At 65.3% G+C, this 14,251-nt stretch carries 17 protein-coding genes; all 17 read right to left on the bottom strand.

Going from position 1 to position 14,251, the window contains the following annotated elements; all coding sequences use genetic code 11:
• Window positions 1-674 precede the first annotated feature (674 nt).
• The 17 genes from ACX9GQ_RS01990 to ACX9GQ_RS02070 all read right to left on the bottom strand — a co-directional run bounded on the left by ACX9GQ_RS01990 (window position 675) and on the right by ACX9GQ_RS02070 (window position 14,175).
• Window positions 675-1,427, bottom strand: a complete 753-nt coding sequence (locus ACX9GQ_RS01990) for a hypothetical protein (protein ID WP_459627853.1) — start codon at window positions 1,425-1,427, stop codon at window positions 675-677.
• 106 nt (window positions 1,428-1,533) lie between these two features.
• A complete protein-coding gene (locus ACX9GQ_RS01995) occupies window positions 1,534-1,989 on the bottom strand; it encodes a hypothetical protein (protein ID WP_459627854.1) in 456 nt (151 codons plus the stop codon).
• Between the two features lie 114 nt (window positions 1,990-2,103).
• The gene (locus ACX9GQ_RS02000) at window positions 2,104-4,659 is read right to left on the bottom strand and encodes a tape measure protein (protein WP_459627855.1); all 2,556 of its coding nucleotides are present in this window, start codon (window positions 4,657-4,659) and stop codon (window positions 2,104-2,106) included.
• A 10-nt stretch (window positions 4,660-4,669) separates the two neighbouring features.
• The gene (locus ACX9GQ_RS02005; protein ID WP_459627856.1) at window positions 4,670-6,304 is read right to left on the bottom strand and encodes a terminase large subunit; all 1,635 of its coding nucleotides are present in this window, start codon (window positions 6,302-6,304) and stop codon (window positions 4,670-4,672) included.
• Window positions 6,276-6,656, bottom strand: a complete 381-nt coding sequence (locus tag ACX9GQ_RS02010) for a phage terminase small subunit P27 family (RefSeq protein WP_459627857.1) — start codon at window positions 6,654-6,656, stop codon at window positions 6,276-6,278. Before ACX9GQ_RS02010 ends, ACX9GQ_RS02005 begins: the two co-directional genes overlap by 29 nt.
• On the bottom strand, window positions 6,653-6,973 hold the full coding sequence (locus tag ACX9GQ_RS02015; RefSeq protein ID WP_459627858.1) for a head-tail adaptor protein: 321 nt from the start codon (window positions 6,971-6,973) through the stop codon (window positions 6,653-6,655). The genes ACX9GQ_RS02010 and ACX9GQ_RS02015 overlap by 4 nt, the downstream gene beginning before the upstream one ends.
• Window positions 6,973-7,383 carry a DUF3168 domain-containing protein gene (locus tag ACX9GQ_RS02020; RefSeq protein ID WP_459627859.1) on the bottom strand — a complete coding sequence of 137 codons (411 nt, stop codon included), beginning with the start codon at window positions 7,381-7,383 and terminating at the stop codon, window positions 6,973-6,975. The genes ACX9GQ_RS02015 and ACX9GQ_RS02020 overlap by 1 nt, the downstream gene beginning before the upstream one ends.
• Window positions 7,380-7,793, bottom strand: a complete 414-nt coding sequence (locus ACX9GQ_RS02025; RefSeq protein ID WP_459627860.1) for an HK97-gp10 family putative phage morphogenesis protein — start codon at window positions 7,791-7,793, stop codon at window positions 7,380-7,382. The genes ACX9GQ_RS02020 and ACX9GQ_RS02025 overlap by 4 nt, the downstream gene beginning before the upstream one ends.
• A complete protein-coding gene (locus tag ACX9GQ_RS02030; protein WP_459627861.1) occupies window positions 7,793-8,188 on the bottom strand; it encodes a head-tail connector protein in 396 nt (131 codons plus the stop codon). Before ACX9GQ_RS02030 ends, ACX9GQ_RS02025 begins: the two co-directional genes overlap by 1 nt.
• 16 nt (window positions 8,189-8,204) lie before the next feature.
• Window positions 8,205-9,206, bottom strand: coding sequence for a hypothetical protein (locus ACX9GQ_RS02035; RefSeq protein ID WP_459627862.1), 1,002 nt, complete (start codon window positions 9,204-9,206; stop codon window positions 8,205-8,207).
• A 2-nt stretch (window positions 9,207-9,208) separates the two neighbouring features.
• Window positions 9,209-9,568 carry a phage tail protein gene (locus ACX9GQ_RS02040; protein WP_459627863.1) on the bottom strand — a complete coding sequence of 120 codons (360 nt, stop codon included), beginning with the start codon at window positions 9,566-9,568 and terminating at the stop codon, window positions 9,209-9,211.
• Window positions 9,559-9,909 carry an HNH endonuclease signature motif containing protein gene (locus tag ACX9GQ_RS02045; RefSeq protein ID WP_459627864.1) on the bottom strand — a complete coding sequence of 117 codons (351 nt, stop codon included), beginning with the start codon at window positions 9,907-9,909 and terminating at the stop codon, window positions 9,559-9,561. The genes ACX9GQ_RS02040 and ACX9GQ_RS02045 overlap by 10 nt, the downstream gene beginning before the upstream one ends.
• A complete protein-coding gene (locus ACX9GQ_RS02050) occupies window positions 9,906-10,490 on the bottom strand; it encodes a hypothetical protein (RefSeq protein WP_459627865.1) in 585 nt (194 codons plus the stop codon). The genes ACX9GQ_RS02045 and ACX9GQ_RS02050 overlap by 4 nt, the downstream gene beginning before the upstream one ends.
• Before the next feature lie 4 nt (window positions 10,491-10,494).
• On the bottom strand, window positions 10,495-10,962 hold the full coding sequence (locus tag ACX9GQ_RS02055; RefSeq protein WP_459627866.1) for a hypothetical protein: 468 nt from the start codon (window positions 10,960-10,962) through the stop codon (window positions 10,495-10,497).
• A 32-nt stretch (window positions 10,963-10,994) separates the two neighbouring features.
• Window positions 10,995-12,560: a phage major capsid protein gene (locus ACX9GQ_RS02060; protein WP_459627867.1), complete on the bottom strand. Its 1,566-nt coding sequence runs from the start codon at window positions 12,558-12,560 to the stop codon at window positions 10,995-10,997.
• Window positions 12,560-12,949 carry a gene transfer agent family protein gene (locus tag ACX9GQ_RS02065; RefSeq protein ID WP_459627868.1) on the bottom strand — a complete coding sequence of 130 codons (390 nt, stop codon included), beginning with the start codon at window positions 12,947-12,949 and terminating at the stop codon, window positions 12,560-12,562. The genes ACX9GQ_RS02060 and ACX9GQ_RS02065 overlap by 1 nt, the downstream gene beginning before the upstream one ends.
• Window positions 12,946-14,175 carry a phage portal protein gene (locus ACX9GQ_RS02070; protein ID WP_459627869.1) on the bottom strand — a complete coding sequence of 410 codons (1,230 nt, stop codon included), beginning with the start codon at window positions 14,173-14,175 and terminating at the stop codon, window positions 12,946-12,948. The genes ACX9GQ_RS02065 and ACX9GQ_RS02070 overlap by 4 nt, the downstream gene beginning before the upstream one ends.
• Window positions 14,176-14,251: the final 76 nt, after the last annotated feature.

A 14,251-nucleotide genomic window follows, 5' to 3' on the forward strand; every position in this document is an offset into this window, starting at 1 on the left:
CGCGCAGCGCCGGAGGCGCGAGCAGAAGAAATAGATACTTAGGAAAGTAGGAAACGTAGACAGTAAGGAAAACCGAACGCGTGTCGTATTGAAAAAACCGTTGGTTTTCAATGGTTTGTAGACCAAGGGTAACGCGCTCCTGTTCCGGCAGGGTAACGCGGCAGAACGACCAGAACGGCGGTGTTCTGGCTGGTTTTCGGGCTCTGAGGCCTGAGAAAGCGCCGGTTCTCGTGTATGCGTTACTGAGGCTTCATCCCTGATAACGTGACGACGGACGTGCCGCGCTCAGGGCCAGGGTAACGCGGTGCGGCGCCGGCAGGGTAACGCGGCATCCGTGCTCGACCGATGGCGACGCTAGAGCTTTGCCCGGCTATCTTGCGGGCTCACCCTCCGGGTTTGGAATCCATCTCCGAAGGTGACGGCGCCCGGTCGGCCCCGAAGCTGACCGGGCGCTAATCAACTAAGGTCTATGCCGGAAATCACAGATGCGGCGCGGGATATTCGCCACTCGTTAACTCGGCTAAGGCCAAGCTTCAGGCGTCGGTCTGCTGGTCACGTTGCCCACCATTCCCACGGCAGCCGACATGCCCGGTCTTCGGCGACCACTGGGTGCGCAAGGCCACCGCCTCCGTCAATGATGCCGGAGGCGTTGTGCTTTTTGGGCGCTGGAAGCTCTAGATGAGACCGCGCTCTTCGAGGCGCGCGATCAAAAGCCGGCGCTGACGTGCGGCGCTTTTCGTGCACTCCTTCACCGCGTCTGGAAGCGCCAGGAAGATCGCGGCCACCGCTGCGTCGGTCACCGTCTTGCCGTCCAGCGCGGCCAACTGCATCGCGGTCCAGAAGGCGACGATCTCGCGCTCACGGCCGACGATCTGCTGAACGGCCTTGTCGGTTCGATGGTGGCGCGTTGTCCGATAGAGCTTGGCAAGCTTCTTCCGGGCCTCCCGCTCGATCGCCGTCCGTGGCGCCTGTCGGGCTTCAGCAGCCTTCTCGCTGCGCAGCGTGCGCTTCATCAGCCGCTTGGCTTCCTCCTGCCGTTCGCGCTTCGCCTCGAAGTGCTCATAGGCGGCACGCAAGAGCGGGTGCTTCGCGTCCTTGAGGTAGACCTTCGTGTGCTTCCAAGGGACGCGCTGGCGAAGTGGGCTGGCCGCCACCGGCTCGGGATCGGGCTCGTCGTCGTGCACCTCGATCGAGGGCGTGCCGATCACCGGCGCCGGCAACTCGATCGGCATCGCGACCAGATCGATCTGATCCGTGTCGCTGGCGCTATAGTCATCAGAAGCGCCATTGCGTTCGTCGTCCAGATCCCACTCAGCGAGTAGATATTCGATCTCGCGAACTTCTGCTCCAGATTTATTCGGGTCATTCCGAATGATATCGGCAACGCGTGCTTCAATCTCGGCTTGAACTTCGGCTGAAAGTCTCATATGATTATTGGGTCCTTTGGTTCTGCTGTCCTAGCGGTCCTTGCAAAGGGGACATTACTGACTCCTAAGCCGCCCGGTGTGTGTCCTCCGGGCGGCTTTTTACTTCTCACGGTGTCTCGGCAGCGTTCCGGATCAACTCGGCGAACTGGTGCGCCACGGCGATCGAGCCGAAGACCTTCTTCGCGCTGGTGCCATCGGGATCGGTGAACACAAGCGCCACCGCGCGGCCGAACCGCACGACTTCCAGCCTCGCACCGTCAGGGAACCGCACTTCGACGCCGCTGTCGGTCGTGCCTTCTGCGACGCCATCGATCGCGTCGGCGATGCGGATGGCCTGTGACCGGCCGATTCCGGGAAGCGTGAAGGAGCCCGTCGTGATTGCGACGTAAGGGCCGACGGCGATGACTTCGACGCCGGGAATCTCGGCCGGGATCACACCGGCATCGACCCCAAGCTGAAACAGGACGTCGAGCGCAGCCGCCTTAGACGTGCGGCGTGCTGCGGCAAGGTGACTCAGCTGCGCGAAACGCTCGGCGCTGAGACGAACAAGATTAGCGGCCATGCATGGACACTCCGGGTTACTCACTGCGCAACATTATACAGTTGCCGGAACAGACAGTAAACAGTAGTATAGAGTAGCGTTTCGCATGGAAAACGCGATTTATCCCGCCAAACCTTACCGATTAAGGATGCCGCCGGGCCTCAACTGCTGCCGGAGCTCGGTCGCGATCAGGCCTCGAAGCTGGCGCTGCACCTCGCCGCCGATCTTCGCTGCGAGGTCGCGGTTCTCTTCGGGCTTCCCGCCAGTGGCGTTCACGTTGACCGTCGGTGCGAGCGTGATGACCTGAGACGCGCCAGCCTTTCCCGACGTGCTCGGCAGCGGCATCGGACCGACCGGACCGCCATCGGCCAGCCGGAGCGCCTTGCCGCTGTTCAGCGCCGCCAGAAGCGGGCCATAGCGCCGCGTGGCGCTGGCGTTCATGACGAACTCGCCGTCGCTCAGGAGTGCTGGGATCGAGTCCGACGTCGAGGTGCCGGGACCGCTGACATAGCCGCCAGTGGCGAAGCCTCGAACGGGACCGCCGTCGGCGAACCCGAAGCCGCCGATGAGCGAGAAGATCGCCTTCTGAATGAGCATGTTCGCGATCTGCTTCGCCAAGTCCTTGAAGACCTCGCTCAGCTTCTTGCCCTCGAAGATCGCATCGGTCAGGCCAGAGGCCAGCGAAGAGCCGAGGCTCTGTGCAGCGGACCGGAATTCCTGCTGCGCACGCTCGGCCTCTTCCAGCTTCGTCGCCGCGTTCGCGTAGGACGTCGCCAGCTGGTCGACCTTGGCGCGGAGCTCGTCGTTGATCGAGATTCCCGCCTGCTGTGCGGCATTCAGGAGCTTCGCCGTCGTCTCGAAGCGCAGAGCTTCCGCGTTCGTCATGCCGAGGGTCTGCCGCTGGCGCTCGTAGGCGGCGATCTGCTGCTCGATCTGCGCGACGGTCTTGTCGAAGCCGTTCTCGGACGCACCGCCGCCACCGCCGCCACCAGCTGCCACGCCGGCTCCCGGTGCCTTGAGCGGCTGAAGCAGCGAGCCGCCCTTGCCCGCTAGGTTCTGCTGCCTGCGCCGCTCGATCTCCGCACGGTTGTCGGCGAGGGCGTTGGCGTCGGACCTGATCTTGTCGCCGACCTCCTTCACCTTGTCGCTGACTGCGCCGAGGGCGTCGCCGACGTAATCCTTCGACAGCGCAGCGAACGCATCGCCGAACGCATCGCCCGCGACTTTGCCGGCGCCCGCGTAGGAGTTCGCCACACGTCCGAGACTGACGTTCGAGATGTTGGACAAGCCGAGGTCGACGCCGACCTTCGCGCCGCCCGCGTTGATGGACCCCAGGACGGAATTGACACCGCCGACGATCCGGTTGATCGCGCCCTCGATCGTGGCGATCACGGCGTTCATGGCGCCGACGATGCTCTCGGCAATCGCGCCGCCAAGCGTCGACCACGTTGCGATGATCGTCTTCGCTGCCATCGCGAAGGCGCCGATGACGCCGTTCACGGTCGTCTTGACGGCCGCGAGCAACGCCGTGAAGGCCTCCGGTGCGCCGATGGCATTCAGGGCCGAGACCACGAGCTCCGAGGCTTGACGGAAGGACTCGACCAGAGCGTTCGCAGCGTCGACGGAAAGCATCGAGACGAGATCGAACGCGACGCGGGCATAGTCGCCTAGCGTGGCGAGCTCACCGGCGATCGGACGGATCGAGTCGCTGAAAAGGTAGCTCGCCGTCGCCGCACCAGCGAGGCCAGCGGCGATCGGTCCAAGCGGCAGCGCGAGAAGCGCGGCGCCGAGACTGAACGCGATCGGCGCGACGGTCTCCATCGCACCAGCGAGGGCGTTGATGCCGCCTGCGATCTTCGCGCTGGCGCCGTTGGCCTGATCCGCCTTGCCGAGCCAAGCCGTCATCGCCGTCTCAAGGTTCGTGAAGGCCTGCGAGATCGTCGAGGTCGTCGCGGCGAATTGTGTCTCTATTTCCTTCGAGCCGTTCAGGAGCGCCTGAAACACGCGATCGGCCGAGAGCTTTCCTTCCTCGCCGAGCCGCTTCAGTTCACCGACCGAGACGCCGAACTCCCTCGCGATCAGGCGGGCCAGGGGCGGGGCGCCTTCGAGCACGCTGTTCAGTTCATCGCCACGAAGCACGCCAGAGGCGAAGGCCTGTCCCAGCTGCGTGATCGCGCCGGATGCCGTTGCTGCTGACGCACCAGACAGAGCGAAGGCCTTGCTGATGGTCTCGGTGACGCGTGAGACCTGTGCCTGATTGGCGCCGAGGTCGGCCGTGGAGCGGCGAAGGCTGGTGTAGAGGTCGCCGACGGACTCCAGCGACGAGCGCGACCGAAGGGCGATCTGCACGAGCTCTTCCTGTCGTGCAGACACGCTTCCCATTGTCTCGCCGGCAGCGGCCAGCTTGTTCGAGAGGTTCGTGTAGACGTCCGCCATCTTGGCGATCTGCGACACGCTCAGCGCTGCGCCGAGCGCCGCCGCCGACGTGCTCGCCATGCGGCTGATCTGTGCGCTCACGCCATTGCCGGCGCGTGCGAATGAGCGCTCAAGGTTGCGCGCAGCCTGCTGCCCGCGCCGCTCGATCGCGGTCCAGTTGCGGGAAGCCGTCGCGTTGGCACGCGCGAAGGCCTTCTCGAACTGTGTGATACGGGCTTCGAGTGAGACGACTAGCTGTTCGGTATCGCCGGCCATGATTGGTCCTTCAGAAGATCAACAGGCCTTCCGGCCGTGCGTTGGTGTCGGTGTAGACGGACCGCTCGTTGCCGCCGTAGCAGGCGCGTGCGACCGCCATCGCCATCGCCACGGCGCCGTCGATGCGGTCCGTTGATTTGCCTTTATGGAAGCTCTTGTTGCCTGCCTTGTCGGTCTCGACCGCGATGTTCGAGACGTTCCAGCGAAGGACCGGGTGACCTCCGTGGCGCAGGCGCTCGGCGATGATCGCGCGCTCGAGTTCCTTGATCGCCGGGGCCATCGTGACCCAGCCTTGACGCATCTCGACGACGGGCAGTCCACTTTCCAGAAGGTTCGCCATCATAACCCGGCCCATGTGCGGGTCGAAGGCGATCTCACGCACGTCGTAGCGCTCGCATAGGTCGCGGATTGTGTCCTCGACGGCGCGGAAGTCGACGACGTTCCCCGGCGTCGCAGTGATGTGGCCTTCGTCCGACCATGCCGGATAGGGGACGCCATCCTTGTCGGCACGGCGCCGCAGATTGTCGCGCGGACAGAAGAACCACGGCCGGACGATGTAGCCGTCTTCGCCATCCCGCCACGCTGCGACGATCGCCGTGAGGTCCGTCGTCGACGAGAGGTCGACGCCGAGCCAACAGGGGCGACCGACGAGCTCGTCGAAGTCGATCGAACCGGCGCCAGCATCCCACGTCGCCATGTCGACGAAGGGCTCGGCCGAGTGATCGAGCCACACGTTCAAGTGCAGCTGCCGGAACGCCTCGCGATCAGCGGGGCGGCTCTCTGCCTCGCGGGCCAGCTGGCGCAGGCCGTTGATGTCCGGGAAGGGCGGGTTGCACGACAGGCCGGGATTGACCGCGCGCCAGATGGATTCATCGCGCCAGTCGGCATCCTTCGGCGCCTCGAAGATGACGGGCAGGAACGCAGGGTCCACGATCTCGCCGCGTTGCACCTTCCGCGCGTAGTCGTAGACGTCATGGGCGACGTGATCCTGGCCGCGTCCTGCCGTGCTGATCACGACCAGAAGCGACCCCGGCACCTTCACCAAGCCGGTGCGCATCACGTCCCAGAGCTCGCGCTTCTTCCACGCGTGGAGCTCGTCGGCGAGCACGAAGGTCGGCGTGCGACCGTGCTGCGTTGCGCCATCGCTGGAGATCGCCTCAAGGACCGATCCCGACTTCGGGTGCGCGATCCGGTTGCGGTAATCCATGAACGTGAGGCGCTTCTCGATCCGGCTATCGGCACGCAGGATGCCGGCAGCTTCCTCGAAGGCGATCCGCGCCTGTTTCTGGTCCGCAGCCGCGTTGACGATCTGCCCGCCGTTCATGCGCTCGGGACCGATGAGGTGCAGCAGCGACAGAGCGGCGCCGAGCGACGTCTTGCGGTTGCCACGCGGGATCAGGATCGCGACGGTGCGCACCAAGCGCTGACCGTTCTCGTCACGCGGACCATAGACGGCACGAACGATCCGCTCCTGCCAGCGCGGGAGCTCGAAGGCGCGGCCCTGCGCCGTGCTCTTGGGATGGCGCAGCATCCGCAGGAAGTCGACCGCACGCTGACCGTAGCCGAGCGGATCGGCGATGGGCGTGTCGTCGAGAACCCAAGCGGGCGCGGTGACGTTAGAGGTCGAGACCGGCAAGGTCTTCATCCTCGTCTTCGTCACGCATCGTCGGACGGCTGCGCGAGACCGGCGTGAGGCCGAGCTCGGCGGCCAGCTGGCGCGCGGTCTGCGTGCTCTTGTCCTGCGCCCGCACAAGGCGCAGAAGATCGCCGTCGCCGGACTGAATCAGCCGCTCGAACTCACGGACGCGACCGATCGCGACGCAGTAGGCCTCGACGCATCCGAGGTCCGCGTCGGTCAGAACGCGGCGCTCGACGAGCACCGGCACGACGCGGCTCCATTCGGCCTTTGCGTCCTTCGACAACCACGCCGGGGCCTTCGGCGCAGACTTCACCGACGACGTTCCTGGCCTAATGGTTGCGGGCTTCGTTCCCCTCACGACGCACCTCGCGCGATGGCCTTGATCTCAAGGCCGCGACGCCGGCCGATCTCGACCAGCGACACCGGCGCGAAGGTTTGACCCTCGAACTCAAGGCGATCGTCGAGCGTGATTGCCGCCCAGCGGCAGCGCAGGACGATGACGCGATTCGAGAGCGACCCGGCGTCTGCCTTCACGTCCGCAAGCGACTGCTCGACGAGTTCGGCGCGCAGCAGTGCGACGGAGCTCCAATAGGGAACCGGGACGCCGTAGACGTCGAGGTCTTCGACGCTGCGCAGGACCGTGATGGTGCGGTCGAGCTTTCCGGGACGGATCATTACACGGCCTCCTGAACGAGCGCTTCCACGGTCAGAACCGCGTGAGAATGCTCGCCAGCGGGATCGCGCAGAAAGCGAGCGGATGCGACAACCAGATCGAGAACCTTGTGACCTTCGACATGATCGAACTCGGGTTTGAGGGCGCTTGCGACGGCGCCGGTGATGGCCTTCGCGTGCGTCGTTCCGACCTCGCGCGACCAGACGTGAACGGTGAAGAAGACGCGGACCAGACGGCGCGCGAAGTCGGCGTTCTCGACGATCGCCTGACCCTCGCCGATGACGACGCAGGGGAAGCGCTCGGGCCGGGAATGCCGGTCGAAGATGGCGTTCGGCTCGACGAGCTCGGTCACCGCTTCAGTCTCGATCAGGCGCGTGCGAAGCGCGCCCTGTAGGGCAAGCATGGCGTTCATTTGCCGGCGCCCCACTTGCTGCGGACCGCCTTGCCGATCGAGCGTTTGATCCGGTTCTGAAGACGCTTCCGCAGCAGCCGGAACGCAGGCCAGAAGTAGGGTTGCGCAGGCGCCTTGCTCGTCCCGTATTCGACGAGGTGCGGATAGCGGACGTCGCTGTTGCCGACGGTCACCAGCACTTCGAGCGGACCAGCGGTCTTCGAGCCTCCCGGCTGCGAATAGGCCGGCGTCGTCTGTCCCGGCAGCGTCACGGCAACCGAGTCCCGAAGCTTGCCCTCATCGACCGGCGCGAGCGCCTTCACGGCGCCGGCGAGCTCGTCGCCGCTCTGCGCCAGAGCGGGCTGAACCGCGTCGCGGACCGCCTTCGGGATGGCGTCGAGACGGCGCTGAAGGTTGCGGAGCGTCGTCATCAGAAGGTGAAGCCCCGATAGGGAAGCAAGAGCTCTGCGACGCCGAGCGGCATCTCCCGGATCGGGGCGCCGATGGTGACGACCTCACGGGCTTCATAGAGGTGCGATCCGACGAGCCTGACCGCGTGCCGAATCGGCTCGGGCATGTCGAAGGGCTGCGGATCGCTTCCACCAGTGTTGAACGTCAGGACGAACTCGGGCTCGGTCTCGGTGCCGACGTTGGTCACCACGCCAACGGCGCTGCGATAGGGCTCGGCCAGGAATGCGCGAACGTAGTCCTCTGCGGCCTCACGGATGGCGTCGAGATACTGGTCATCCGTCTCCGGGAAGCGCTCGGCGTCGCCCTCCGGCATGAGGTTGAGGAACACGGACAGGTCAGCGGTTGTGATGATCATGGAACTCTGTTTCGGCTCAATCTCGCGCGACGGAACCCGCGCCGGTCCCTGCTGCCTTGAGGAAAGTTGCGACCCACCCCCGCGCCCTGCTCAGCAGGCCGGGACGCTTGATCGGCTCGGGTTCGGTCTCGATGGTTTGGACTGTGAGCGCTAGTGCAGGCTCGGCTTCGGCGCCGACCGTTCGCGGTGCACCGTTGTTCAGCCGCTGGTCCTTCGGTGAGAGGACGAGCTCGATCGGCCAGCCTTTTCTCAGCCGCTCATAGATCGTCGTTGCCGAGATGCCGAGTTCATCTGCCCAGACGACAACAGACTGCGTTCTTCCGTCATGCGTCAGCTCAATCGGCGCGCGATGGTTGCCGCCTTTGCCGAGTGGCATGTCGAGCGGAAGGTTGTTCGCGATGCGATGGCGGATGATGCGCTCGGAGATGCCGAGCTCTGCGGCCCACTGGTTCGCGGTGAGCGTGCGACCGTTGAACGTGTAGGGTTCGCCGCGAATGATGCGCTCCGAGAACACCTCGTCGAGTGAGAGACCGGCATCAAGACGCTCCGCAATCGTCTTGCGGTTGAGACCCGTGACCGCTGCCCACTGAGAGACCGTGAGCGTGCGGCCAGCGTAGGTGATCGTTCGACCGTGAGGTCCGCGCTTGTGCTCGGGAGCCGGCGCGTTGAAGTCAACGTTCAGGCGCTTGTGTTCCGGCCGAGGGTTGTAGCGGGCGAGTGCTTCTTCGATGGTGATCCCGTCGGCATCGGCGATGCGCTTGGTCATTGCCGCGTGCACCTGATCGGGATCGACGCCGGCCAGAGTGCAGACCTCACGGAAGTCCTTTCCCTTGCGAACGAACCAGACGCGGGCCTTCTGTCGTGCGGCCGCTGACACGCTGTCGCTCGCCACGCTGTCGACGGCATCGGACACCGCCTGACGAATGACGGCACACCAGAGGGCGAGCTCGGGGCTTTCGTCGTTCGTCGAGCTCTCGGCCTGCGACTTGATGCTGAGTTTCGACTCGTCGACGGCCATGGTCACGAGCTCGCGTTGAAGTCTTCGCGCAGGACGGCGCGAACCGAGCGATAGCCGTTGGCGCTGATCGCGGTGTCTTCCCATTCCTCGCAACGCCACTTGCGCGCCGTGGAGAAGCCCGGCGGCGTGTAGAGGAAGGCCTGATCGCCGCCGCGTTCTTCGAGGAAGTTCAGGATCAAGACGGCCTGCGTCGCGGTCAGAGCGTCCCATTGAAGCTCGACCGTCATGCGAATGTGGTTGATGCCGTCGCGGGCGATCTGCGTGTAGCCGTCGCCGAACTCAGCCTTGAGAAGCTTCACCTCAGGGCGGCGCTTGAGGCCGACAGACGGCGGCAGCGGCGGATTGAAGATGGTCAGCGCCATGACGCTGCCCTCCGTTCGATCGACTGCTTTCGGGAGTTGTGACAGGGCGCGCAAAGGGCCTGCCAGTTGGCGGAGTTCCAGAAGAGCTTCTGGTCGCCCTTATGCGCGATGCGATGATCGACGACGGACGCCACGGCGCCGCACATCTCGCACTTCGGATGATGGGCCAGGAACGTCTTGCGAGCTTTGTCCCAACGAGAATTATAGCCGCGCTCGCGGGCCGACGGACGGGTCGCGTCGAAGCGGCGCTTGCGTTCCAGATCGCCGGCAGCGCGACAGGCGCAGCGCGTGCCGGACTTCACGACTTTGGAGCACTGGCAGACGTAAGGGGCGCGGATCATGCGGCCTCCTTACGCGTGCCGATCGACGCGAAGATCGCGCGGAGCTTGTCCTCCGGCGTCAGGTTCGAGTCGGGCTTCTGGTCGCCGGTGCCGAAGATCGAGTTCAGGAGTTCGATGCGGCCCTTGTAGGCCTCGACGATCTCGATCGGCGTCGAGTCCCAAGCCTGCGCCGGAGGCCATCCGAGCCAGCCGGTTGCGATGCGATAGAGGCGCAGGAAATGCGCGTTGAAGTCGGGCGCTTCGGTCGGCTCGTCGTCTTCGTCGTCAGCAAGGGAGAGCGCCCCTTCCTCGATGCCCGCCATCGCGAGAACAACCGAGAGAAGGGGCGCCTGAAGCGTCCCGACGAGGCTGGCGAGCGGCACACGGTCGAGGGAGCTCAGCCATGCGGCTGCGGCCGGTGCGTTGCCAGCTTCGCGCAGGACGCTCACTAGGATCGTGGTGTTGCCTTCGGCAATGCCGCGCAGCACCACGTCGAAGGAGCCGTGTGCACGATGCAGACGGGTTGCCGCACGCAGCGTCGGCCGCAGATGCAGCACCTCGTCGCCGAGGGAGATCGTCACGGTTTCGGCTGCGAGCGACATGGGCTTAGGTCGCCACGTCTTCGAGGATCGCCGTGTTGACGCCGATCGTGATCGTGTCCTCGACGATATCCTTCACGTTGCCGACCTTGGTCTTCATGCCGAGGACCGAGCCGCCGAAATAGAAGCCCGTCGGCGTGCCGCCGGTGGTCAGCTTGTCGTTGAGGACGATCTTGAAGGGGCGATCGAAGTCGTCGTTCAGGGCGGCGCGAACCGCGATCTGACCGGCGTCGTTCGGCGAGCGACCGCAAGTGATCTCCAGAGTGCCGGCATCACGCGGACCCTTGAACTTGCGAACGCGGGCATCGCCGAGGGCCGTGAACTCGATCACGTCCGACTCGTCGCCGAACTCGCCGACTTCCATGACCTCGCCGACCTCGACCCACGTCAGCGCCTTGAACGCCGAGAGCGTCGTCGGGATCGTGGTCGAGGTGCAGATGTAGACCTTCGACTTCGCTGCGGATGAAACTGCCATGTGGAATTCCTTTCAGAGACCAGAGGCCGCGGTTACGCCGCGACCTTGATCTTCACGAAGCGATCGGGATGGGTGACGGCAGCGCCGACGCGGCGACGGGCGTGGAAGCGCACCTGGCCGGTCGTGGCGAGCGAGTAGGGATCACGCAGGACCGACAGGCCGACGCGATCGATGATGCGGTAACCCGACATGTCGCCGAACAGGATCGGCGTCGCGTTCGCCGCGACGTCGGGCATGTCGATCGCCTCGACGACGGGACGGCCGAGAAGCGTGATCGGCATTCCGTCGGCCAGCGGGTCGACCAGCAGATAGCGGCCCTGACCGTCCTTGAACTGGCGCACGGTCGAGAGCGTGTTCCGGTTCATCAGCCAAGCGCCATTCTGGGCGAACGCCTGCGGCAGAGCGTGGAAGGTCTTGATCAGCACGTCGGCCGGATTCGACGCGGCGAAGCTCGACGCGTTGCCGGTCTTCACCTCAGTGATGCCGGCGGCAGTCAGCAGGCCGACGGGCTGGCCGGTGCCGGTGCCGTTCACGAACGCGGCGCCCTCCGTCTTGCCGAACTGCTCGGCGAGGTCGGCGGCGAGTTCGCCTTCGAGGTTATAGGTGTTGTCTTCGAGCAGCTGCGTCGAGACGTCGACATAGGTCGCGAGCTCGAACGGCGTGATCGTCATCTGATCATAGGCCGGCTCAGACGACGTGCGCGCAGCAGTCTCGGCCACCCACGTCGCAGCCGTCGAAGCGGTGCGCTTGGGATACTTGATCTCGCTGGCGCCGGTCGCGACGACGCGGGCGTAGGAGCGGATCGGGGAATACTGGACCAGCGCCTTCAGGATCTCGTTGCCGAACTCTTCCGGGGCGAGGTAGCCGCCAGCGGTGTCCGAGGCGACGCGGAGCGCCTTCACCTCGTCGGGCGAGGCGCGCTCGACGCCACGGCGCACGTAGATGTTGAAGGCCTTCTTCTCGGCGCCTTCCGGCTTCTCGCTGGAAGCGGCCGGACGGTTCAGACGGGCCTCGATCTTGTCCAGCCGGTCGCCGATCGCGGCGACGGACTTCACCTCACCGGCGAGGTCGGCGAGCTTCGTCTCGATAGCCGCGAGTTCAGGCGCGGCGCCCTTGTTTTCAATGTCCAAGTTGGACCCCATGTTGTCGGCCGCGCCTGCGGCCTTGGCTGAAGTGATCCGCGCGCCGGGATGGCACGGGACGGCAACGACGCTGACCTCGACGAGATCGAGCGCCGAAATGGTTCGACCGCCGCCCTTGCGTGCGGCTGCGGTCTTGGTCTGGAAGCCGATGCTGAGACCGGACACGGCGCCCTCTTTCACGAGGGTGCGGACCTCACGGGCGCGCTCGACGTCGAGAAGAAGCCGGCCCTTCACGGACAGGCCTTCGTCAGTCTCGGTGATCGAGTCCCACACGCCGATGACCTGTGCCTGATCGTGCGACCACAGCATCGGGAGACGGTCAGGGGCGCCGGTGAAGGCGCCTTTCGTGATGACGTCGCCAACGCGATCGGCGGTGCCAAAGGGCCATGCGAGACCGGTGATCTCACCGGCGTCGTTGACGTGGAGCGCGGCCTTGAATTCGAGCCGGTCGGTCATCAGAGAAGACCCTCCGACGCACCGGCCTGAAGGACGTCTTCCATCGCCTTCGCTTCCTCGACCATCTGCACGTCGAGGGGATCGGCACCGCTGGCGCCGAACCACACGCGTTCGAGGATGGAGAGGGCCAGGGGATAGCTTTCCGCGAGCGGACGCTCGGCGATGTAGACCTTCACCAGAGCGTCGGCGTCCTCCGGCAGCGTGCCGCCGCCGATGAGTCCGAGTCGGATCGTCTCGGACACGTCGGCGAGGGCGAACTCGTTCGACACGAGACGCCGGAAGATCAGGCCGATTCCTGCGCCGCGCTTGCGTTCGAGTTCGCCGATCATGTTCGGCGTGAGACGAAGCGTGCGCTCGCCGTCGCCGATGAATGCGACGTGCTGGTTCATGGCGTTTCCTGATTGCTGGTCGTGGCGATCGCCGGGTTGTCGAGCATGTCGCCGTCGGGATGGGCCGGAAGGTTTTCGAGGGCGCGGATTTCGTTCGCGGTCATGACGCCGGCCTGACGAAGTGCGGCGTAGGCCGTGGCGCGGGACGCCGTGTCGGCGCGCAGGAGATCGTCGACCACGAACTCGATCGAATGCTCGGCGCGGTCCTCCGGCGTCAGGAGAAGCCGGCGATAGGCGGCTTCCCAAGCGCGAAGCCAAGGCAGAAGCGTCGTCTGTAGGAACTCGCGGTTCTGCTGTTCGCTGTTGCTCCACGTCGCGCGGCCTAGTTCGAAGAGCATGTGCGGTGGGACGCGGAAGGCGCGGGCGATTTCCAGGGTCTGGAAGGTGCGCATTTCGGCGAACTGCGCGTCGACCGAGTTGAAGGCGATTTGCTGGAACTCGGCGCCCTCTTCGAGCACGGCAGTCTTGCCGGAGTTCGAGCCGCCGTGTGCGGTGTGCCACGCGTCACGGATGCGTGCCGCGACCTCTGCGGGAAGCGCCTTCTGGAAGCGCAGGATGCCGGAAGGACGGGCGCCACGGCCGAAGAGGTTCGCGGCGTGCTGTTCAAGCACGAGGGCCAGGGCGATCGCTTCACGGGCCAGCGTGACCGGCGAGACGCCGGTGATGCCGTCGAAGCTGACCGGAGCGGCGATGTGCAGGATTTCGGTGCGCTGGTAGATGCGACCGTCGACGCGATAGGCCGGCTCGCCGGTCACGTCGTCGACGAGGATTTCGACGCCGGTCAGGCGCACGAGCTCGACGATCCGACCGTTCACGCGGTTCGCGTAGGCGAAGCCGTTCCCGCGAAGCAGCGCGTCGATCGTCAGCTGCGTGCGAAGGGCGTGCGCAGACGTCCAGTCGTTCGCGTCGTCATGAACGAGGGCGTAGGCCGGATGGTCCGTTGCGGCTTCTTTGCCGCCTTCGGGAAAGCGTCGGAAGACCTTCGCCGGGAGCGTGCCTACGGTGGAAGAGATGAGCTCGACGGACGCCTTGACGGCCGGAACGCGCATCGCGCTCTCGGGCGTCACTGAGGCACCGGAAAGGGTCGGGACTGCGCCGAAGAGCTCGGACAGCCAAGGCTCAGGGATCGCGATCCCGGAGCTCGCCTTCTCTTCGATCTTCTTTCGACGGCCGAAGCCAAACATCAGCAAACACACAAGATCAGCGCGACGCCGGGATGGCGTCACTTCAAGGCGCTCGGTTCTTGTGTGTGTGCGTGTAGTCTCTTCGCCGGTTAATCCGGCGATTGGTCACTATTATACG

Source organism: Alsobacter sp. R-9, assembly GCF_054612375.1.

Bases quoted from the DNA above. Each gene is read 5' to 3' on its own strand.
- ACX9GQ_RS01990 (WP_459627853.1), bottom strand. From the start codon at position 1,427: ATGAGACTTTCAGCCGAAGTTCAAGCCGAGATTGAAGCACGCGTTGCC.
- ACX9GQ_RS01995 (WP_459627854.1), bottom strand. From the start codon at position 1,989: ATGGCCGCTAATCTTGTTCGTCTCAGCGCCGAGCGTTTCGCGCAGCTG.
- ACX9GQ_RS02000 (WP_459627855.1), bottom strand. From the start codon at position 4,659: ATGGCCGGCGATACCGAACAGCTAGTCGTCTCACTCGAAGCCCGTATC.
- ACX9GQ_RS02005 (WP_459627856.1), bottom strand. From the start codon at position 6,304: ATGAAGACCTTGCCGGTCTCGACCTCTAACGTCACCGCGCCCGCTTGG.
- ACX9GQ_RS02015 (WP_459627858.1), bottom strand. From the start codon at position 6,973: ATGATCCGTCCCGGAAAGCTCGACCGCACCATCACGGTCCTGCGCAGC.
- ACX9GQ_RS02020 (WP_459627859.1), bottom strand. From the start codon at position 7,383: ATGAACGCCATGCTTGCCCTACAGGGCGCGCTTCGCACGCGCCTGATC.
- ACX9GQ_RS02025 (WP_459627860.1), bottom strand. From the start codon at position 7,793: ATGACGACGCTCCGCAACCTTCAGCGCCGTCTCGACGCCATCCCGAAG.
- ACX9GQ_RS02030 (WP_459627861.1), bottom strand. From the start codon at position 8,188: ATGATCATCACAACCGCTGACCTGTCCGTGTTCCTCAACCTCATGCCG.
- ACX9GQ_RS02035 (WP_459627862.1), bottom strand. From the start codon at position 9,206: ATGGCCGTCGACGAGTCGAAACTCAGCATCAAGTCGCAGGCCGAGAGC.
- ACX9GQ_RS02040 (WP_459627863.1), bottom strand. From the start codon at position 9,568: ATGGCGCTGACCATCTTCAATCCGCCGCTGCCGCCGTCTGTCGGCCTC.
- ACX9GQ_RS02045 (WP_459627864.1), bottom strand. From the start codon at position 9,909: ATGATCCGCGCCCCTTACGTCTGCCAGTGCTCCAAAGTCGTGAAGTCC.
- ACX9GQ_RS02050 (WP_459627865.1), bottom strand. From the start codon at position 10,490: ATGTCGCTCGCAGCCGAAACCGTGACGATCTCCCTCGGCGACGAGGTG.
- ACX9GQ_RS02055 (WP_459627866.1), bottom strand. From the start codon at position 10,962: ATGGCAGTTTCATCCGCAGCGAAGTCGAAGGTCTACATCTGCACCTCG.
- ACX9GQ_RS02060 (WP_459627867.1), bottom strand. From the start codon at position 12,560: ATGACCGACCGGCTCGAATTCAAGGCCGCGCTCCACGTCAACGACGCC.
- ACX9GQ_RS02065 (WP_459627868.1), bottom strand. From the start codon at position 12,949: ATGAACCAGCACGTCGCATTCATCGGCGACGGCGAGCGCACGCTTCGT.